The organism is Niabella aurantiaca DSM 17617 (assembly GCF_000374125.1).
GTDB lineage: Bacteria > Bacteroidota > Bacteroidia > Chitinophagales > Chitinophagaceae > Niabella > Niabella aurantiaca.
Genome location: NZ_KB893649.1, coordinates 51,663 through 73,757 on the forward strand (window position 1 = coordinate 51,663; position 22,095 = coordinate 73,757).

The following is a 22,095-nucleotide window of genomic DNA, read 5'->3' on the forward strand; positions in this document are numbered from 1 at the left end:
TGATCCTGTTTTAGTATTTTTTTTATTGCGTTATCCATGGCGCAGGCCCTACATTTTATAGAACTGCTCCCAGCCTTTGCGGGGCGGGGGGCCTGCCAGCAGCTCATTGCCGGCCCTGCTATTGGTTATTTTCTTTTGCCTGGGATCAAAGACCAGTTTTGTATTCAGGCGCTGGGCCAGCACGCCCAGGGCCATAACCTGGCATAAAGGACCCGCCACCTCAAAGGAAGAACGGCAGGTTTCCTCCCCCTTGCAGGCCTTTAAAAAATTGGCAAAATGATTGGAGGGGCTTTGCGGCACTACCGGAAGCCGCGGGGCCATTTCCGCAGCTTTTGCCGCCGGAAAGATCTCAAGCGGGGCGGCATGCGATCCGCCTTTAAACGTGAGCTCCTTTGCGTAAATGATCTTGCCGGGATAGCGCTTGGTTTCGACAGCACCGGCGGTTGGCGGCGGTATATTTTTTGCCCGCACATAATCGCCAAAGCCGGCGGGCAGCTCCGGCCGGTTATCGTACCCATCATACCAGGTAAGCTCACAGGCCGGCATGTTCCTGCGCGGGGCAAACTTAAATACCAGGGTAGATGCCTGGGGAAACAGGAAGAGGCTGTGCCCTTCCATTTTAACCGGGTTTACCTCGGTGGGCAGGCCCAGCTCCAGGAACTGGTGCGCATTGTCGATAATATGCGCACCCCAATCGCCAAGGGCACCGTTGCCAAATTCATACCAGGAGCGCCAGTCGCCATTTACATAGCCCCTGTTGTATTCCTTAAAAGCAGCCGTTCCCAGCCAGCAATCCCAGTCGAGGGTTTCGGGTACCGGTTGTGCCGGCAGGTAGCCGGAAACAGAGAGGCCATGCCAGCGGCGATGATTGTTCATAAAAGCGGTGATGGCCGTTACATCTTTTATAATGCCGGCCTCCGTCCACGCTTTAAACTGAAAATACCCCTCCTCCGAGTGGCCCTGGTTGCCCATCTGGCAGCTGACCTTATATTTTTTTTCGGCCTGCATCATCAGCTCCACTTCCCGGAAGGTATGCGCCATCGGTTTTTCTACATACACATGCTTGCCCTGGTTCATGGCCAGCATGGCAATGGGAAAATGCGAAAAGTCCGGAACCCCAACGGATACCGCATCAAACTCTTTCCCCATTTTATCAAACAGCTCCCGGAAATCCTTGAACCGCTTTGCGGTGGGAAACAGCTGCATGATCTCCTGCGTATGCGGGGCACCCATATCCACATCGCATATAGCCACTACATTGGCCAGGCCGGTTTTATGCAGGGACCTGGCCACATCTGCACCACGGTTGCCAATACCGCAACAGGCCAGGTTTATTTTATCGCTGGGTGCTGTATAGCCAAAGGGCCTACCCAGTACGTAAGCCGGCAGCACCATGGCCGCAAGTGCGGCGGAGCCGGTTTTAATAAATGCTTTTCTTTTCATCGTATACTTGTTTAAGATTGAAACAGCCGTGCTGTATTTATAGATCGTTATTGTTTGCGTTTAACCCTGTGGTGTATATTCAAAGAGGGTATTGCCGGTGACGCCCCTGTGCGTAAACCGGACCCGGGGCTGGTCCTGAACATGTTCAACATTCACTTCCAGGTAGCCGCCGATCACATTTACGTACAGATGCTCCGGCTTACGATCCGCCGGGTTCCATCCTCCTGCATGTTCTGTGCTTACCGGTCCGCAGCCAAATTCCAAAAGTCCCGTTTCATCATCTTTGGATGCATACTGCCAGTGCCGGTCGCCGTTTATTACATACATACCCTGCTGCGCTATAAACCGGCGCAGCATCTCTCCTTCGTGCTCAAATACCCTGTTGGCATGATTGTCTACTTTTTGCGGCCGGTCCGGCCCCACCACCGGTGTGGGGCTAATGAGGATTTTAACGGGGGCATCCGAGGCCTGTACCGATCTTTTAAACCAATCGATCTGCTCCGCCCCCCAGATCGTTTTATCCGGCCCGTCCGGCATCCGGTTGGGGCTTCTGAAGTCCCGCACCTCCACCAGCCAGATCTGCAAACTCTTACCCCAGCGATAGGTACGGTAGGGCCTGGGGGCCATGGGCACCTGCTCCCGGAACACCTGCTGCCCCTGCTCAAACGTAAACCGGCCCATAAAGCGGGTCTGCATGCCGGGGTAGCAATCATTCATCCAGGTATCATGATCATCTTTCATAAAATAACTGCCTACCTGCCGGTGAAAAGCCACCAGTGCGGGAAAGCTGTAAAGACGCTGCCAGTGCCAGCGGGCCAGGTCTATATCCTTTGCCTCCTGATCGTAATACACCACATCACCGGTATGCACAAAAAAATCCGGGCGGCTCTTTAGCATGGATCCGTAGATCCTGAACCCATTGCTGCCATCATCCCGGTGATGATACTCCTGGCAGGTGACCACTACAAATTTTATGTTCTGCGGCTTCTGCGCTGCCGGCGCTGTTCTAAAACTGCCCTGTACGGTTGCCGCAACCCGTGCGCTGCTCTTAAAGCGGCTTTCTGCCTTCACCTCGTAGCGGGTGCCGGGGCGCAGCCCTTTTAATGTAAACTGACGGGTGGCATCATTACCGGTTGTAACGTTCTCCCAGGGGGCGGCCTGCCAGCTGCTGCCGCCCTGCTCCCTCCACAACACGCGTACCTGGCCGGCAACAGGGGGTGTGGCGCCGGCTATGGTATGCACATTGGCGCCGGCGGGATAAAGTACTTTTGGTTCCCTGTCGGGCCGGCTTTCACCCTTTTCTTTGGGCTTAAATTTACCGGTATGATCATCCTTATACAGGATCACCGGCCGTGGGGCATCATCCGGCACCCGCTCCGGCCGCCTGGTTAACCGGGTCCAGATGATGGCCTCCGCGGCACTTACCTCCCCTATCTTGATACCCGTTGCCATAAACGGGCCTGCGGGCACAACCGGCGGCAGCAACTCTTTGTGGCCAATACCGATGACCATTGCTGCAGAACCTGCAGACAGGTCTTTGATAAATTTTCTTCTGTCCGACTTCATATCATTTTTGTTAAACCGTTCACCAATCTTTTCCCCGTTCCTGAACTGACCGGGAACAGGACCAGTCCTTATTCCGTTACCGGGCTAAGGCAAAGCAGGGCCACGCCATGATGCCGGATACGGGCTTTTACAAGGCCTGTGGATATGCCCATATCCTTTTGCCGCCATGCATCCCGCACCCTGTACCGGCCTTTTAGCCCGATCTTTTCCAGATGGAGCGTACAGAACACCGCCTTTTCATCGCCCCAGCGGAAATAGGATTGCGGGGTTTTTGCATAATCATCCGTATTGAATAAACCGATGGCAAAGGCGCCGTTCTGCAACGGCTTCAGCCATACCTGTACCCCGTTTTGTTCCAGCACCAGCCGGGCGGCTATACCAGCAGGATCCTGGTTAATGGCAATGACCTCATCATTGGTTAACAGGCTCAATGTAAAAGCATCCAGCTGATCAACGGGGCAACCGATCAGCAGGGGCGCCGCCAGCAGGCTAAAGATGCTTACATGGCTGTACTGCTCATCCGCTGTAAGCCGGGTTGCATGCAGGGGACTGCCCATGGTAACCTGCCCCAATACCATCATATCCGGATCGTTCCAGTGACCAGGCCCGCTATAGGGCATCCATTTGCTGAGGGTGAAGGCACTTATATACAGGCTGAGCCAGCTGTCCCGGATATCCGGCCCGGTTCGCCAGCTGTTGGTGAGCCGCGTCCAGTTTGCAACCTCACTGAAGGGAGCAGAATTGGAAATGCTGTAAAAAATATCGCGGCCGCAATTTCTTAACGCCTGGTGCATCCGTGCGGCAGACGCCACATCGATACGCCAGTCGTATTTCAAATAATCTACCCCCCATTGCGCCATTTGCCGGGCGTCTTCTTTTTCAAAACGGTATTTACCAATGTAGCGGAATGCCCGTTTATTATCGCGTACGGAATCCGGGAAAAAACCATTTTCAAGATCGGAAGAACCGCCTGCAAAACCGGCGTAGCTGGTGATCCAGGGTGTGGAGTACACCCCCAGTTTTAACCCCATTGCATGAATGGAGTCTGCCATTTTTTTAAAGGCCGGAAATTTTTCATTGGGCTGCAGGGCGTGCGCCACGCCACCCCGCTGCCCCTGCCAGGCATCATCGATATTGATATAGCTCCAGCCGTGTTGTGCCAGTCCGGTTTTTACCAGGGCCGCAGCTGAAGCCAGTACCTTATCCTGGTCTATGTCCCGGGCCCAGGAGTTCCAGCCGTTCCAGCCAATGGGTGGTGTTAACGCAATGGTATCTCCTATTTTTATGACGAGCTGTTTGGTGGCCTGCCCGTATGCATTTGTGGCGCTCAGTGTTACCGCATAATGGCCCCTTGCGGCTACGCGGCCGGATATGATGCCCGTGTGCTGATCGATGCTTAGCCCCGCGGGCAGATGACGGGCAGCAAATACCACCGGCCGTACGCCGGTTGCCGCAACGGTATATAAGAACGGGTTGCCCGGTGTGGCGCCAAATACCGCGGGGGAATTGATCCGCGGTTTTTTACCGGGCGGTGGCGTTAGTATTATTTTTTTACCGGTATTAGGGATCGTTTGGGGAACATGGGTACCCTTCATCGTAAATGCGGCGTCGGCCCAATTGGAATAGGCCCGGATAATACCCGGCTCAACCGTTACCAGCAGTCCCAGGCGTTGCACACCGGTCAGGTTCACTGCTACCTTTTCAGGCATATCTCCCCGCCGCATTTCGCTGCTCTCAAAAAGGACCTTACGGTCGCCGATCACATAAAACCCGAAGGGCACATCCTCCCGGCCGCTGTCATCAACCCCCACCAGGGCCGAAAAAGCCGTGGCATTCCCGTTCAGCAAAAATGTTAACACGCTGGTGGAAGCGACCCCTACCCCGCGGCCATAAGCAGTGCCCTGTATACGCATGGGCGTACCGGATCCCGAAGCCTTTGCCAGTATGGCGGGGATGCCTTCAGAAAAACGGCGGATATCCAGCTCATCCATCCATACCCTGCGGGTACCCTGTGCCAGCAAGAGGTTGCCGTTAATCAACAGACAAACGGATAAAACGGTGATGCCCCTGCATATCCTGTTCATTCCTGTTTTTACCCCCTGCATGTTACCGGTAGTTGGTTGTTAAAATCGTTTTGTTGCCGGTTACCGGCAGCTCAAGTCCCTGCGCGGTATACCCGGTTGTGTTGTTTAACTGTATCACCGGCAGTTCTTTTACGGTTGGGATCTTTACATTTACCAGGCTGATGCCTTTTACATCATCCACGACCATGGCCGGCCGAAAATCATCCTCCACATACCGCAGCGTTACATTGATCATTTTTATACCGGTGGCATGCCGTATGTAAAAGCCCCAGCTGGGCAGCTCTCCAAACATGGAAAACTCCGGGTAATTGGCCGGGTTTTCCGGAACCGTGGTGATCTTATCCAGCGGGATGTGTGCAATTTCTTTTCGGGCCCGGCCGCCATAACTGATCTCAATATTCTCGAGCGTCACATCCTCTACCGGGTAGCCCGGCAAGCCTACGATGGATGAAGGAACCAGGTTATAGGGTAGGAACGGATGACCATAAATATGAAAGCTGGAAGGGCGTGCCGGCATCCGGTCAAAACCCGGGCGCAGGTGATCCGGCGGCCCCTCAACAGGATACCCCTGGTCCGGTTTTAACAAGGGCGTCTCCACTTTTACATTGGCAATATAAATCCCCTTTAGCGTACCTACAGCTCCCTGCTGATTGCGGTGCCCGCGGCGGATAAAAATGGCATTGCCGGTATTTTTTGCATATACATCCCGGATGTCGATCTGCTCCAGACGCCCGCCATCTACCGACTCCAGTGCAATGGCAGAGCGGTAGGTATCAAAGATCGTAAGATTGCGGACCTTAATGTTCTTAAACCCGCCATCGCTGCGGGTGCCGAATTTTAAGCCGCTGGCGCTGGACCTGAGGGTACAATTTTCCACAACAATGTTCTCACAGGAGCTTCCCGGATTTTCCGATTTAAAACAAAGCGCATCATCCGATGCATTAATAAAGCAGTTTGTAATGGTTACGTTCTTTGAGTCGGTAATATCAATACCGTCATTGTTCCAGTATGCAGTGCTTTGCACGGTAATGCCATCGATCGTTACGCCGTTGCATTCCCGGTAATCCTGTACCCAGTCTGCCGAATTCTTAAGGGTAACACCGGTTACCTTTACCTTGCTGCAGCCCGTAAATGTGAGCAGCAGCGGTCTTCCCTCCGGGCGTTTATACCGCCAGACAGAATCCTGTTTCACCTCCCCGCTCCGCAGCCGTTTAAACAGGTCCAGCATCAGCTCCTGCCCCTGCCCGTCGATAACACCGTTGCCGGTAATGGAAATACCGGTTTGATCCCTGGCAGCTATAAAAGCGGCTGCCCGGCCGGGCCGGTCTCCATAATCGGCATGACGGGTAGAGGCCAGCAACCGCGCACCCGGCTCCAGGTGCAGCTCCACACCGGATTTGAGATACAGGGGCCCCGACATGAAATTTCCCGGAGGCACCCTTACCCTGCCACCACCGCCGGCCGATACCTTATCGATCAGTTGCTGAATGGCTGCTGCGTTGTTGGTTTGCCCGTCGGCAATTGCCCCATAGGCGGTGATCGGCTCCCCGGTTACCTGGCCTTTTAAGGAAAGTACCCCTGCCAGTGCTGCCAACAATAATAATTTTCTTTTCATGTTTGCGTTTTTGCTTTGTCCCTGTTCAGGTACAGCGCTTCTTTTATTTGTATCCTTACCGGAAACGCTTTCCCGTCGGCGCTGCTTTGATCTGTTCCAGCAAGGCGGATAGTTCCTTTACTTTTTGAGGATAGCGCTCATATACATTTTGTATTTCGCCGATATCCGTTTCCAGGTTGTAGAGCTGGCCGGCCGGCAGACCGGCGGTTTCTTTTATAATGGACGGAATAGAAAAGCCGCCGGAGCCCAGGCCCGCAATGAGCTTCCAGGGCCCCTTGCGGATATCGTAAAAACCTTTGGAAGAAATATTAACGATTGCCGGTTGCACGGCCACCGTATCCGATTGTCCGAGCAGCACGGGTGCAATGGAGTAACTGTCTTCCGTTTCAAATGCCGGATCATGCGCGCCGGTAAGATCTGCACAGGTTGCCATCAGGCTGGCCAGGGTGATGGTGGCCTTACTAACCGTGCCCGGTCTTACACGCGCCGGGTAACGCACTATAAAGGGCACCCGGTGCCCGCCTTCAAAAGCATCGCCCTTCATACCCCGGTAAGGGCCGGCCGCCCGGTGATTGTATTTTTTTACAAAATTCCCGCGCCAGTAAGGGCCGTTATCACTGGTAAAGACCACCAATGTATTTTGTGCCAGGCCGGTACTGTCCAGCACGGCCAGTATGCGGCCCACCATCGCATCTACTTCCTGTATATAATCGCCATAGTCGCCGGCTCCCGACCTGCCCCGGTGCGCCCTCTCCGGCATCCAGGGAGTATGCGGGGCCGGCATGGGGAAATACAAAAAGAAAGGTTGGCCGGAGCGCGATCGCTCCCGGATGAAATGCACCGCTTTACCGGTAAATATGGGTAACACCTTATAAAAATCAAAAGAAGGGCTTTGCAGGCCTGCCCTCCAGAAGGCACCGGTATAACCCGTATCCGGTTTGTTGCCCGGCGTATAGGCCGTCAGGCCTTCTGTTAAACGATCATTTTCCAGGTAGCAATAGGGCGGCATATCCAGCGATGCGGGCAGTATAAACGAATAATCAAAACCCTGGGTGCGCGGACCGCGAACCGGTGCTTTTGTAAAATCGATCTGATCCGGGTTCATTTCACTGGTGATGCCATAAAGCTGATCCCTGTTAAAGGCGGGGCTCACCGAATCCCCGAACGCCTCTTTGAGCACCCAGTCCAGCCCCAGGTGCCATTTACCCACCACCCCGGTATGATAGGCTTTTGTTTTCAGCAGCATGGCTACGGTGGGCAATCCAGCCTCGATCAATGTTCTGCTATATCCCCGCAGCACGCCAACCGGAAGCCGGCTGCGCCAGGGATACCGGCCGGTAAGGATGGAGTAACGGGAGGGCGTACATACCGATGAAGTGGTGTGTGCATCCGAAAAACGCATGCCCTGTGCGGCCAGTCCGTCTATATGGGGCGTACGAACCTGCGCCTGTGCGTTGTAACATTGAATATCCCCATAGCCCAGGTCATCTGCTAAAATGTATACGATATTGGGTAAGGGCGGTTGCGATTGTGCCCTTAAGGCCGCATTACCGGTTGCCAGCAAATAAACGGCCAGCAAGCAGCAAGACCTCAGACGCAACAGGAACGGTTCTTTTTTTGGACGGAACATCATTGTTTAAAAATTTATTCTTCGACGGTCTGGGAGGAGAGGGAGGGCGGGGCCTGCCCCGGTCTGCTGCCCCATTGCTTATTGGGCTGCGCGCCCATTTGCAGGGTCAGCTCACCGCCGTTTACCAGGGTCTCGTGGTAAAACCAGGGCTGGTTCAATGCCTTGCCGTTCAGCGTCGCCGACCGGATATACCGGTTTTGATCATTGTTGTTTATTGCCCGTATCACAAAGGTTTTACCCTTATAATAGTGCGGGTTTAAATGAATGGTGATCTTTCGGAACAACGGGCTGGTAATTTCATAAAACGGTTTTTCTGAAGTGCCGCCATTAGTGGCAAACAGCCCGGTTTTCATCAGCACCGCCAGGGCACCCATAAGGCCCTGGTCCTCATCGCCGCTATATCCCTTTTGCGGCGAAATACCACTGTAAACGGAATCGATGAGCAGCCGCGTCCAGTATTGGGTAAGCCAGGGTTTACCGGCATAGTTGAACAGGAAGGGGGTTTGCATACAGGGCTGATTGCCGTAATTGATATACACCCTCCGGTTGAGCTCCTGGTCTTTCGGATTTTCCGATTTTCCGGATACAAAGCCATGCTTACGGGCCTCGGTAAAGGACCGGTTCAATTTGCCGGTGAAGGCATCCCGCCCGCCGATCAGTTCAATAAGCCCTTTTACATCCTGGGGTACAAACCAGGTATACTGTGCCGCGTTGCCCTCCACAAACCCATGCTCATATTGCAGCACATCTACCGGCTGGTTCCAGTTGCCCGCATGATCCTTTGTCCACATCCACCCGATGTCTTTATTAAATACGTTCTTATAATTCAGCGCCCTTTTGCTGAACAGCCGGTAGTCCTCCTGCTTACCCAGCGCCTTTGCCATCTGCGACAGCGCATAGTCCTGGTATGCATACTCGAGGGTTTGGGCCGTACCATCCTGGTGATACCCATATTTGATGGCAGAAAGCGGATAGGGCACATAACCCAGCCGGATGTATTCCTCAATGCCACCGCCTTTAAATGTAGTATGCTCATACCCCGCCTTGCTCATCATACCCCCGGGGAAATGATCCTTGCGCATGCCCTCATAGGCCTTTTGAACATCGAACCCCCGAATGCCTTTCATATAAGCGCTTACAATAAAAGGGGTAACCGCGGCTCCCGTCATTACATAGGTGTAATTACCGCCCGAAGGGCCGCGGGGAATCAATCCCCCGTTCTTATACATCTCCAGGAAGGCATTGATGAACGATTCGGTCACCTCCGGGTATACCAGGTGCCAGAGGGTGTTGAGGGACCATTGTGCCCCCCAGAACGAATCAGAATTGTACTCCCGGAACAGCGGCTCTCCGCCGGCGTCCAGCGGTATTTGCCGGGCAACCGGCTGAGGGCCGGTATTATCAATATAGGTACCGCTTACATCGCTTACGATCCGGCGCCCCTGCAGGGCATGAAAAAGATCCGTGTAAAACCGGCGCCGGTCTGTTAAGCTGCCCCCCTCTACCTCAATACGCCCCAGCCACGCATTCCATTCACTGGCCGACTCTTTTACCACCCGGTCAAAATCCCAGTGGGGCAGTTCTGCCTGCAGATTCCGCCGGGCCTCATCCGTACTCACATAGGAAATGGCCACTTTCATTTTGCGTACCTCGCCCGCCCTGGTCTTGAAGCTTACAAAGACACCGGTATGCGCGCCTGCTACTGTTTGCTGCGGCGGCAGTATCTTACCATTTTGCCAGCCGCCAAAGGTTTCAAAATCCTTATCAAAATCCACTACAAAAAAAACAGTAATGGGTTTGGGCCGGCGTACCGTTGCCGCCATGGTTACCGCTCCCTCCATGGAATGCCGGCTGGTTTGTGTAACCCGGGCCGTTTGGGTGCCGGCGGATCCGAGCACGGTGGTAAAATCAAACAATATATGGGCCGGCGAGGCTGCGGGGAACCGGTACCGGTGAAAACCTACCCTTGTGGTAGTGGTGAGTTCTGCCGTGATGCCGTAATCCTTTAATACCACTTTATGATAACCAGGTTTGGCTACCTCATCCTTATGACTGTAAAAAGAGCCATAGGCAGCAGGACCTAAATGCCCTTTAAAAGCACCCGTAACCGGCAACACCGGTATACCGGACATTTCCCAGCAGTGGATATGACTAAACGCCCTGATGGTATCTTCGTTGTAACGGTAGCCTGAGTTCCAGGTGCCGTCCAGCTCCATATCCGGACTCAGGTTTACCATACCAAAGGGTCTTGTAGCCGCATTAAAATAAAAGAACCGGGAGTTGGCTGCATCCACCATCGGCGCCACCAGGTCTGCGGGAAGCTGCGCCTGTTTGCCGGCAGGCTGCGCTAAAACGCCCTTATTGATCCATAAAGAAACCAGAAATAAAAATGCGCTTTTAAAATACATGTTGCGATGTGTTTGAATAGTGCAACCATTAAAGAAACCGGCACCCGCCTGCTTTTTTAAAAATGATCCTGCAATGGCAATGCTGAACCCCGTAAGATTGCGACCGGTAGTTCCGGCACGTATGTTTTTATAATGAAGTTGTTTAAACAACTTCAATGAGAAAAAGCGTTGTACATTTTAACGAACAGAAAAGGACAACCGCACCCCTAATGGCAATGGCGGGGCCCTTTTCTGCCGGATCAATAACCGGCGTTCTGCTCCATGGACGGGCTGGACAGATCGATCTCACTTTGAGGAATGGGCCTTAAATAGTGAAACTCTTTGATCGTATTGCTTTTTGCGGCCCAGGGGTTGTATTTTAAGACCCGTTCGATGAGCTTGCCGGTTCTTTTCAGATCGAACCAACGGTCATACTCGCCCAACAGCTCGCGGGCCCGCTCATCCAGGATCAGATCCACCGTTATATTGGCTGCGGTAGCCCGGTAAGGAACCGACTCCAGCGATTTGATGTTCTCCGGAAATTTTGCACGCTCAGGATTGGTACCGGCCCGGCCTGCGAGTGCACGGTCCAATACTTTATTATAATACACATCGGCCGTGCCCAATTTGCCGCCCTTGGCTCCTTTCACTATGGCTTCAGCGGCAATCAGGTACGCTTCGGCAGCGCGGAACACGCATTCATTAAATGTACCGTATGCATCGCCATAGGGGATATTCGGCTGCCAGAACTTCCACATGACGGGCTCCCCGGAAGGAAAACCGCTGGCAGCCACACCATTGACCATATTATACCCGCCGCCCCATTCGTCACCATTAATAACGGAATATTTACGGGTGCCGCCCACATCAATGCCCCGTTCATCTGCTGTGGTGGCCGGCTGGTTCCAGGGCCGGTAATAGACTACCGTATCCCCCGCCTTAATATCGATCTTAAGATTGGGGTTTACCTGGGGAAGCGGTTTAAATCCGGCTACAGCTGTTAATGCATAACCCACTTCCAGGAAATTATGATCATAACGGCTGTCATTTTGCGGATCATAGAGCCTGTAAATAGCCGGCCCCAGCGGATAAACGGACTGGTAGCGGTTATAATCACCGGTGCGGCCTTTTGAACCCGGAAAATTTTCGGGTCCTGATGCTCCTCCAAAGACAGAATGCAGGTTATTACCGCCTGCCACATCCTGGGTAAATGCCGGATCGGTCTTGTTGGTTAATACATCAGCATTGTACTGTATGGAAAAAATGATTTCTGCATTCTTATCATTCTGCGCACCGGTATATTGCTGCAAGGGGTTTTCTGAGCGTTTGGGAAACAGGTCGCTGTAACTGGCCGCCAGCGGGTAGGTATCGATCACTTTATCCGCATACTGTAATGCGGCGGTAAAATCGGCATCGGATCCACCCAGTGTATTATTAAAGTTCCACCCGCGTGTCAGATATACTTTTGACAACAGGAACTGAGCGGCCCCTTTTGTAATGCGCCCGTAGTTGGATGCCACAGCCGGAAGTTTGGCTTCGGCCTCCAGCAGATCGGCAATGATCTGCTTGTAAACATCGGCAGCGGCTATCCTTTTCGCTTCCTTGCTGGCGCTTTGGGTTTCCGTCAGCGGCATGGGCACATCGCCCCATTGTTGTACCAGGTAAAACAACACCAGTGCCCTCAGGAACCGGGCTTCCGAAACTCTTGTCGTTTTTAAGGTTTCGTTCATGCCTGCAACCGCATCCGCCCGGCTGATCGCGGTATTGACACGGCCCAGCTCTGCATATAAAAGTGTCCATAACACCCGCACTTCTTCCAGCGAGCCATTGAGCCCGGCATCGTATTGATTCAATGACCCGGCATTGGCAGGCGTGGTTGCAAACTTCGGATCGTTGTACCCGTTGGGTGTAAAAAGATCGGTACCCAGCAATGCCAGCGCCCGGGCCTGGTAAATGTTCCTGAGCAAGGGATAGCAGGACTTTACCAGGTCCTCAAATCCGGCTTCTGTTTTGTAATAGACATCCGTGGTCAATGTGGATACGGGTGTTTCATCCAGAAAGGATTTTTTGCATCCGGCCGCCACCTGTAAAATGAAAAGGACGGCCGCCGCTTTATATATTAAGTTGAATCTTGACTTCATGCTCGTTTCAATTAATTTAAGTTAGAAACTGATGTTTACGCCCAGTGTGTAAATGGTTGAAGGCACATCATCCTGGTAAATGGCAGAGTTAAACTCGGGATCGAACCCTGTATACTTTGTAAAAATGAAGGGATTGGATACCTGGGCATAGATCCGCGCATTGGCGATCTTATACCGGTTTAACCGGCTCCGTGAAAATGTATACCCCAGGGTAATGTCCGACACCCTCAGGAAACTGGCATCCTGGTAATTGATCGCGCTCCGGTAAGGGTTGGCCACATAGGGCGAAAAATAGGTATTGGAGGGGTTGTCTTTTGTCCAGTAATCCAGCGAAGCCAGGGAATTGTAGCGGCTGGCCAGCTGACCAAAGGTACCCGAAAGCGTAGCATTGCTGTATTGCACCCCGTTGCGGTAATACAGGAAAAAAGACAGGTCCACATTTTTATAATTAAACCGGTTCGTAACACCCAGCAGCCAGTTGGGTAACTGCGTGCCCAGCACCTTGCGGTCGTCGATATCATTGGAGGATGAGATCTTGCCATCATTGTTCTGATCTGTTACCCGCACTGCACCCGGCACCTGCCCGTAGCTTTTGGCCAGCACCGAATCGGCAAGCTGCCAGATACCGGCAAATTCATAATCAAAGTTTGACCGTATGGGATAGCCTACAAACAGCTTGTTGCCCTTGTCTACCGTTTGATCGCCTCCATAAAGCTCCAGCAGTTTGTTGTTATTCCTGGTAAAATTCACCGTGCTGTTCCATCCAAAATGGGTTTTTGCAATGTTTACGGTATTCAATGTGATCTCGATCCCCTTGTTCTCAATTTTACCCACATTGGCCACCACCTGTGTGAACCCGGATACCGCGGGTATTTTCTGATTCAGGATCAGGTCCACGGTATTTCTTTTATATATCTCGATCGTGGAGGTGATGCGGTTTTTTAACAGCCCGAGATCGACTCCCAGGTTCAGCTCTTTGCTCCGCTCCCATTTGAGGCCCTTATTACCCAGATTGGCCGGGGCAAAGCCATAGGCTGCCGTACCATCAAAATCGTAACCGGTATTCAACACCCCTGCCTGTGTGCTGTATGGTGCCACGGTGGAGTTGCCCACTTCGCCATAACTGATCCTGAGCTTAAGGTTGGAGAAGAGGTTCATTTGCTCTATGAATTGCTCCTCGCTTAACCGCCAGCCCAGCGCTACCGAAGGAAAGAACGCCCATTTATTGCCCTCGGCCAGTTGTGAGGCCCCGTCTGAACGGCCGGTAACCGTTAATAAGTATTTGTCGTTATAGGTATAATTGATCCTGCCCATAAAGGACTGCAGGGTACGCTTTACCAGGTTGCTGCTTTGCGCAGTAACCGTGCCGGTATTGAGGGCATACCAATAAGAATTGAAGGGTAGGTCCTTAACGGCAATGCTGGTTGTTTCATCTTTTTGAAGGAACGCACTTTGCAAACCGGTTACCGCCAGTGAATGCTTCCCGAAGCTGCGGTTATAGTTAAGGATATTATCAATGGTATAATTGAGCATACCCCGGGTATCTAACTGCGCCCGCGGTTTATTGCCGATCTGCGATTTTGACCAGGTGCCCCGCCAGTCTCCGGTTTTTGCATTGCTGTATGAGCTGGAAAGCGAACTGCGGAAGGAAAGCCCTTTTGCAATCGCTACTTCCACATACCCATTGGCCAAAACCGTAAGTGTGGTCGTATTCAGCCTTGAGTTCAGCGGGTCGATATCCGCAATGGGATTGGGCACCTGTTTGTCGTTGATGCCCATCCAGATGGCCAGCCCGTTGTAGTCCAGATCCCCGTTCTGACTGGGATTGCTCAAATCTTTGTAATAGGCCGTACCGGTAGGACGTGCCCGGAAGGCTCCCCGCAGCGATTCCATAGACCCCCACTCCTGGTCGGCATAGGTTACATAGGAGGTAAAGCCGATCTTTACATGCCCGCCGACCTTGCTATCCAGACCCGCATTGAGGCTGTACCGTTTATACCCGGTATGTTTAACATTGCCCTCTTCATTCAGATAACCGCCGGAGAACCGGTAAGTAGTACGGTCGCTTCCCCCCAGCACACTGAGGTTATGACTGGTTTGCAATCCATTTTGTGTAATGAGATCTACCCAGTCCGTGGTCCTGTTGGCTTCGATATTTTCCGTTTCCGCAGTGGTGAACACCACTCCGGTAAGCCCGGCCGCCACGCGGTCTGTAAAGACCAGTTTATAGAACTGCGCAACATCCATCATTTTGGGAACATGGGCGATCTTCTTTACGCCCACATAGGCATCATACGCGACCCTGGGTTTTCCGGAAAGTCCTTTTTTTGTGGTTACGATCACCACGCCATTGGCGCCCCGGGCACCATATATGGAGGTGGAGGATGCATCCTTAAGGATCTCCATGGACTGGATATCATTGGGGTTCAGCGTATTCAGATCTCCTCCCATCAGCCCGTCGATAACCACCAGGGGTTGTGTGGAGTTATTGATGGTATTTTCCCCTCTTATCGTAATACTGTAAGGAGCACCCGGCCGGTTGCTGGCCTTGGTAACGGTAGCCCCGGCCACCTGCCCCTGCAGGGCCTTGGCTGCCAGCACGGGGTTGGCCCTGTTAATATCTTTGGACTCTACAGACGCCAGGGCGCCGGTAAGGTCCCGCTTTCGTTGTGTGCCGTAGCCCACCACCACCACTTCATCCAGCTGGTTTTCGATTTGCGTTAATATAATCGGGCCTGCGGTCAGTTTTTGTACCGGAAGCTCCAGGTCGGAATAGCCCACCCTTGTAACCAGCAACACCGCATGCTCATCCTTAATTTCCAGGGAAAAACTGCCCTCTTCGTCGGTGGTGGTCCCGTTCAGTGTGCCCTTTTCAACAATATTGGCCCCGGCCAGCGGCGTTCCCCTTTCATCCGTAACCTGGCCCTTTACTGGCACAATCGAATCCAGCACCTGCTGGCTGCCGATGATCACATACAGCCCCCGGTTGATCTTTTTGTACGAAAACGAGGTATGCTGTAAAAGTTGCTCCATTACATAATCAATGGTTGCCCGTTTTGCATATACATTGATACGCTGCCGGTTAAGCCCGATTTCATTGGTATACCCAAAACGATACTCATAGTGGGATTCGATCTTTTTCAGCACCTCTATGATCGAGGCATCCTTTATATCCAGGTTGATCCGGCTTTGGGAAGCACCTCCCAGCGCCATTGCCTGAAAAGCTGAAATAAAAAGAATAAAAACAGCAAGCTTCATTATGATGATATATTTTACGACCGTAACGAAAACGACACGGCCCGTGCAATCCTTTTTTATCATATATTGCAGGTTCATTTAAGTGTGATAAATATTGCTTTCAGCAGTTTTGTCCATTGAGCGGAGAATGGTCTCAACATTTTCCGCTTTGTTTTTTTCAGACTCGTTTCATACGCAGGAATTGTTTTTAAAATATATAAACCAGGGAATTATCCTTTCGGTAATCAAACCCCATTGTCAGTTTTAGTGTTTTGAGCACATCGTCAATACTATCGTTATCAAAAACGCCGCTAAAAGTTCTTTGAACCGGCGCTTTTCTTTTCATAATAATGGTTATATTATACCATCGTTCCAGAACGGGCAGCATATGCTCCAGCCGTTCGTTTTCGAACGCCAGCCTGTTGCTGACCCATTGGGTTTCGTAGATCAATGAATCGGCGCCGTTCCTGTTTACCGCAACCACGGTCACTTCCGCTGTGTCGGCAGCATCAACTGCGTGATAGGCTGCGTTGCGTACAATGGCCTTTTCGTTGGGCCGCAACATTATTTTTTTGCCCGCTTCCTTATTGAGCAATTTTATTTGCACAGAGCCCCGCACCAGCGTGGTTTGGGCATTGGCCTCATTGGCATAGGAGCGCACGTTAAAGGCCGTACCCAGCACCTTTATATCCATATTGCTGGTGTGCACTATAAACGGAAGGTCTTTGTTCTTTTCCACCTCAAAATACGCTTCTCCCTCCAGCGTTACCTCCCGCAGTCCTTTGCCGAACGATTCGTCATAATTTAACCGGGTATCCGAATTGATCCATACTTTGGAATGGTCCGGCAATACAACCATGGACTTGGAGCCCTTATTGGTTGCTACAATGTTGGCAGCCTTGCCGGTGCCTGCCGGTCTGCCGGCCATAAACCAGATGAGCGCCCCGGCCACGATCAGCACCGAAGCGGCCACTCCAACGGCATACCAGCGTCTCTTTTTTGTAACGGGCAGCACGGTATCCGTAAACGGGGAACCCTGTTGTGCAACCGTTGTTTTTTCCAGCACCCGGGACCAGCTTTCTTCTGCCTTGCGCTGTTTTACCGCTTCATCATTATGGTAGCCGGCGGCCATATACTCATAAAGGACCCCGACCTGCTGCTGCTCTTCCGGGTGCTCCCCTAAAAGAGCGGAAAGCTCCAGCTGCTCCTTAGGGGTAATAACCCCTAACACTTTTTTCGACACCAGTTCCAGGATCCGCTCTTCTGACATTTTAGATAATTTTCCCTTCGGTTTCACCGGTTTACAACAATGGGCCATCAGCCCTTTTTTGCTTCCGGCTCTTTACAATGATGATACGTGTGCACGCTTACTGTTTTTAATATCTTTTTGATCGCTACGTTCATGTGATTTTCGATCGTTTTTAAGGATATATCCAATAAAGCAGCGATCTGCTTGTAAGACATGCGCTCTTCTTTTACCAGCCGGAATACCAGCCGGCATTTCGGAGGCAGGGATTCTATGGCACAGTCCAGACTTTTGAAGAGCTCTTTTTCAACAAAAATATTTTCCGGCGAATACTCCGTCCGGTACTGCTCCTCATTTATTGCCGCTTTCAAAGAGAACCGGGCCTGTTTATTCCGGTTCAGGTAATTGATGCTTGCATTTTTAACGGAGGTGTACAGGTAAAAGGACAGATTGTTTACCGAGCGGAGCATGGAGCGGTTCACCCACAGCCGTACAAATACATCCTCCACATGCTCCTGCGATACCTGCTGATCTTTCGTTATGGCCGATGCATAGGTCAACAGCCGTTCAAAAAAGAGCGTAAACAACTCTTTAAATGCCAGCTGGTCACCTGCATCAGCAACCCTGCCCACTAAGTATGCCATCCGTTCGTCCGTCATTTTTTTCATACAGCTTTGCCAGTCCTTTTCAAATATATATATTCCTTCTGCAATATCTTTATCCGAACACTAACTATATATTTCGTTTTGGCAATGTATCCGCACATATGCGTTGTATTTTAATCTGCACAGATCCGCGGAAATTTTAAGGCCTATCTAACCGTTAAATAAACATTTTAAACAAATTCATGAATCCGCATACAATAAAGGCCTGTTTTTAAGCGCTTAGCCGGCCTTCTTTTTATGTGAAAAACATCGTTGTTATTATATAGACCCCATTTTTCTCATTGTCCCCTATTTTTCTTTTCATTTTCTGTAAAAAAAGTCTGAGAAACAAAAGAAGCTGTTTAAAAACACCATTTTGATGCTCCTTACAAGCGCCATCCGGCGCGTTGTTGCCGTTAAAGCGGTTGTATCAAAAGTCTTTCATTTGTCATGCCGGACTTATTTCGGCATCTAATAATAGTTGCCTATCAATAGATTCTGAAACAAGTTCAGAATGGCAACATGCTATAAAGTGACTTTTAATACAATCTCTTTAACGAAGCCGTAATTTCATAAGTGCCATCGGCACGGATCATCATGCCCCGAGCCCAGGGCTCTCCGTTGTTCTTTGGGACGTATGAACGGGTTGAAACCCGTTCTTGCCGGATCTTCCGAGGCGATGCCTCTTTTGCCAAAATGATCGTTGAACCCCTTTTTACAGATGGCGGCCCTAAGCAGAGGCGATAAAAAGCCGGTACCTTTTTTGACGACAAGAATGTTCCGGAATCGCTTTTAAACAGCTTCTCAAAGCACTGATAATTGAGTGGTTTACAAAAAGAAAATCTATCGGGCCTGTGTTTACAACCAGATCGTCCTAAGGAACTCTTATTCGGGCCAGCCGCTCCTTTTAAGGAATTGACGCCTGTTCAGGACCCGCAGATGCATTACGCTTTAAGAAAAGGTCATAAATATCATCCGTGAAAGTCAGGCGGTCGTTTGTTTGCCGCATATGATTCTTCAACAGGGTGATCATGTCTTTTGCCGTGGAATAGTGTTCGGGCGTCAAGGCCAGGTTCCTTGTTTCCTCAGGATCTTTAATCACATCATAGAGCTCTATATAAATTTCATCTTTAAAACAATCAATGATCAGTTTATAATGGCCTTTCACGATGCTCCGTTGATTGTTTCCATACCCCGCATTCCCATCATACTGAATAAATACCTGGGACCTGCTCAGCTTTTCATTTTTTAAAAGCGGCATCAGTGAGATGCCATCTGTTTTTCCGCTGGTTCTTATTTTTAAAAAGTCGATCAAGGTCGGCCACACGTCAATCAGGCTTACCAGTTCTTCCGACGCCCGGATTTCCGGCCGAAAGGATGAAGGAAATTTTATGATCAGCGGCACCCGGGCCGATTCTTCATACATACAGGATTTTTGCCACAAGGAATGACTGCCGAGCATTTCCCCATGATCAGCGGTGAAAATAATAAGCGCCTTATCATAAAGCCCCGATTCTTTGAGCGCAGCAATCACCCTTCCAACATTATCATCCAAAAGATTCACCAAACCCAGATACTTAGCCCATATCTCCTTCCAGGCCGACCGGTCATACTGCGTACCCACAAACCCCGATAAATTGTACAGTTGCAGCGGGGATTGATGATCATACCAGGCGCCCACATTGTCCGGCAATTTTAATTCCCCTGGTTTTACCTTACTGTAGTACGGCTCTGGTATACTAAAGGGAGGGTGCGGGGAATAAAACATCAGATTCAGCAGAAGTGGCTTATCGCTTTTATGTTTACGAATGATCTCCACCGATCTGTCTGTGTAATAATTATCATGAAAAAAGGCGGCGCCTTCCCTGTAAACACCCAGGGCGGGCTTTGTATACCGCCGTATCTGTGTATATTTTCCTGAAACCAGTTGCGGCACAACGGTGGAAAACGTTTTTCCCCCGGGCGGTTTTACCCCTTTTGCCTCCATCCATGCTTTGTAATCGGCAGGCAATATCCATGTAGTTGCCGAATGCGGATCCTCATCAATCCTGTCTTCCGTGTAAAAATGTTGCTTCCCGACATGCCAGCTATCCCAATGGGATTGCATTGTTTCATACAAATTAGATATCCCGGATTTCACATACCGGAAATGTTCATCCTTTTTTTCCCAGCCATTCAACAATGAACCCGTGTTATTGGGATAGCGTCCTGTAAAAAATGAACCGCGGGACGGAACACAAATCGGGCTGGCAGTATAGGCCCGGTTAAAACTTACCCCTTCTTCCCTGAGGGCATTTATATGCGGTGTCATAGCGCCCAGGGCATCGGAACGCAGCTGGTCTGCCATGATAATGACAACAGGAATATCGGGCAGCGAATCCGGTTTCTCATTCGCAGCATTTTTTTTATCCTTTTGCCGGACTCCTTTTTGCGGAAGTATTTTCGTTGGATCGTCTTTTCCTTTTTTATAGCCTGTATTATATTTTCCCTGCTCCTTAAACCCCGGGAAATCGCGCATGGCTCCAAACCGCGGGTATGTCTCAAAAATGTCACCATCCCCTGTCATTCTCGGATCCTTTTGATTTGACAGCGTCTGTACCAACGTAGCTTTTAATGTCGTTCTTAAAGCCTCATATCCGGGTGCATAAGCGAGATCATGTATACAGTCCGGATCCTTTTGAATATCGAACAGCTGATCTTCTTTCCGTTTTTCAAATCCGGCAGCAAACAACAGCGGCCATTTTGCCTGCTCTTTCAATAAAAATTCTTTGGTGGGGGAAGGATCGTCGATATCATTGTATCCCATTCCAATGGGCTTGAAGCCCGGCAACAGCGTTTCTGGTTTCCTGTGATCCGACCCCGGAGGGGGGTCTCCCGCCGGCCACCGGTCCGGCCGGATGTTCATTATATACAAATACCGGCTGGTCCTGATTGCCCTGGAGGGATATCCTTCATTATCCGGCCGGGAATGGCTATGCCGCTCCCTTCCGGTCACTACAAATTCCCGGAAATCTGCTTCCCTGTTTTTGCCGTTAAAAAGAACCGGGGCCAGATCTTTCCCGGTAATACCCGGTACTTTATTCAAACCGGCAACGGATAAAAATGTGGGGGCCAGATCAATTAAGCTCACCAGATCATCTGAAATACATCCCGGTCTGATCTTACCCGGCCAGCTCATGGCCAATGGCACATGTGTGCCGTATTCCATAAGATTCGCCTTTGCAGTGGGAAAGGGCATTCCATTGTCTGAGGTAACCACGATCAGGGTATGATCCAGCTCCCCCCGGTCTTTTAAAAAACCGATGACCTTTCCAAGCTGTTTGTCGAACCACTCAATCTCTGTCAGGTAATCCGCAATATCACTTTGCACAACGGGATCCTTCGGTAGGAACCCGGGTACATCAATGCGACTCAGATCTTTTCCGGATCGCCGGCCACTCCCTTCCAGGTAATTACGGTGGGGTTCATGTGTGCCGATCCAGAAAAAGAACGGTTCATCTTTTTTCTTATGCTCAAAGAAGTCAAAAAAGTTTGCCGAATAATCGATATTGCTGATATATGGATTGGGAGGGATGCGCTTTTTCTTATTAAACTCCGGACCTGCCGGGTTACGTTTCCACCCGGCATCTTTCCAGTTACCGGGCCCCCAGCCTTTTCCGGTGTAACCGATCGCATAGCCGGAGGCCTCCAGGAGGTCGGGAAATACCTGAAATTTCTTTGGAAAATAACTGCTGTGTGTGCCGGCTTCTTCCAGTTGCCAGATGTTCTTACCGGTCAGCAGGGCAGCCCGGGAAGGACTGCATTGCGGCGCTGCCGCGAATGCATTATTGAACAATATGCCCGTTTTAGCTACCTGGTCAAATGCGGGGGTTTGCACAACAGGACAACCATATACAGATGCGTAGGGGAAACTCTGATCATCGGCAATCACAAAAAGAATATTCGGCCGCCTGTTGCCAGGCCCGGGGCCCGATCCGCTGCCATAACAACTATTCAGTAACATGAACAGCAGCAAAATAAGCATTGCTGATGCCTTACCTGCAGTACTTTTTAAAACCGGTTGGGGAACCGTTCCAGGAGTTTCCATATCCAGGCGCTGTTT

At 51.0% G+C, this 22,095-nt stretch carries 11 protein-coding genes; all 11 read right to left on the reverse strand.

What is annotated here, in order from left to right; translation table 11 throughout:
• Nucleotides 1-48 precede the first annotated feature (48 nt).
• The 11 genes from B160_RS0127075 to B160_RS32175 all read right to left on the reverse strand — a co-directional run bounded on the left by B160_RS0127075 (nucleotide 49) and on the right by B160_RS32175 (nucleotide 22,080).
• Entirely contained in the window at nucleotides 49-1,443 is a 1,395-nt protein-coding gene (locus tag B160_RS0127075) for a Gfo/Idh/MocA family oxidoreductase (RefSeq protein WP_018631110.1), read from the reverse strand.
• Nucleotides 1,444-1,503: 60 nt separating this feature from the next.
• Entirely contained in the window at nucleotides 1,504-3,009 is a 1,506-nt protein-coding gene (locus B160_RS30285) for an alkaline phosphatase D family protein (RefSeq protein ID WP_018631111.1), read from the reverse strand.
• A 68-nt stretch (nucleotides 3,010-3,077) separates the two neighbouring features.
• Nucleotides 3,078-5,093 (reverse strand): NPCBM/NEW2 domain-containing protein, encoded by a 2,016-nt coding sequence (locus tag B160_RS0127085; protein WP_040680607.1) that lies wholly within the window; start codon nucleotides 5,091-5,093, stop codon nucleotides 3,078-3,080.
• Between the two features lie 22 nt (nucleotides 5,094-5,115).
• The gene (locus B160_RS0127090; RefSeq protein ID WP_018631113.1) at nucleotides 5,116-6,708 is read right to left on the reverse strand and encodes a glycoside hydrolase family 28 protein; all 1,593 of its coding nucleotides are present in this window, start codon (nucleotides 6,706-6,708) and stop codon (nucleotides 5,116-5,118) included.
• 55 nt (nucleotides 6,709-6,763) lie between these two features.
• The gene (locus tag B160_RS0127095) at nucleotides 6,764-8,341 is read right to left on the reverse strand and encodes a sulfatase family protein (RefSeq protein WP_018631114.1); all 1,578 of its coding nucleotides are present in this window, start codon (nucleotides 8,339-8,341) and stop codon (nucleotides 6,764-6,766) included.
• 11 nt (nucleotides 8,342-8,352) lie between these two features.
• Complete coding sequence (locus B160_RS0127100; protein WP_211218120.1) at nucleotides 8,353-10,902, reverse strand: GH92 family glycosyl hydrolase; 2,550 nt, start codon at nucleotides 10,900-10,902, stop codon at nucleotides 8,353-8,355.
• 83 nt (nucleotides 10,903-10,985) lie between these two features.
• Entirely contained in the window at nucleotides 10,986-12,866 is a 1,881-nt protein-coding gene (locus B160_RS0127105; RefSeq protein ID WP_018631116.1) for a RagB/SusD family nutrient uptake outer membrane protein, read from the reverse strand.
• A 21-nt stretch (nucleotides 12,867-12,887) separates the two neighbouring features.
• A complete protein-coding gene (locus B160_RS0127110; RefSeq protein ID WP_026310061.1) occupies nucleotides 12,888-16,124 on the reverse strand; it encodes a SusC/RagA family TonB-linked outer membrane protein in 3,237 nt (1,078 codons plus the stop codon).
• 187 nt (nucleotides 16,125-16,311) lie between these two features.
• Nucleotides 16,312-17,373, reverse strand: a complete 1,062-nt coding sequence (locus B160_RS30955; protein ID WP_018631119.1) for a FecR domain-containing protein — start codon at nucleotides 17,371-17,373, stop codon at nucleotides 16,312-16,314.
• A 47-nt stretch (nucleotides 17,374-17,420) separates the two neighbouring features.
• Nucleotides 17,421-17,993: an RNA polymerase sigma-70 factor gene (locus tag B160_RS0127120; RefSeq protein ID WP_169540151.1), complete on the reverse strand. Its 573-nt coding sequence runs from the start codon at nucleotides 17,991-17,993 to the stop codon at nucleotides 17,421-17,423.
• Between the two features lie 907 nt (nucleotides 17,994-18,900).
• Entirely contained in the window at nucleotides 18,901-22,080 is a 3,180-nt protein-coding gene (locus B160_RS32175; RefSeq protein ID WP_018631122.1) for a sulfatase-like hydrolase/transferase, read from the reverse strand.
• Nucleotides 22,081-22,095 lie beyond the last annotated feature (15 nt).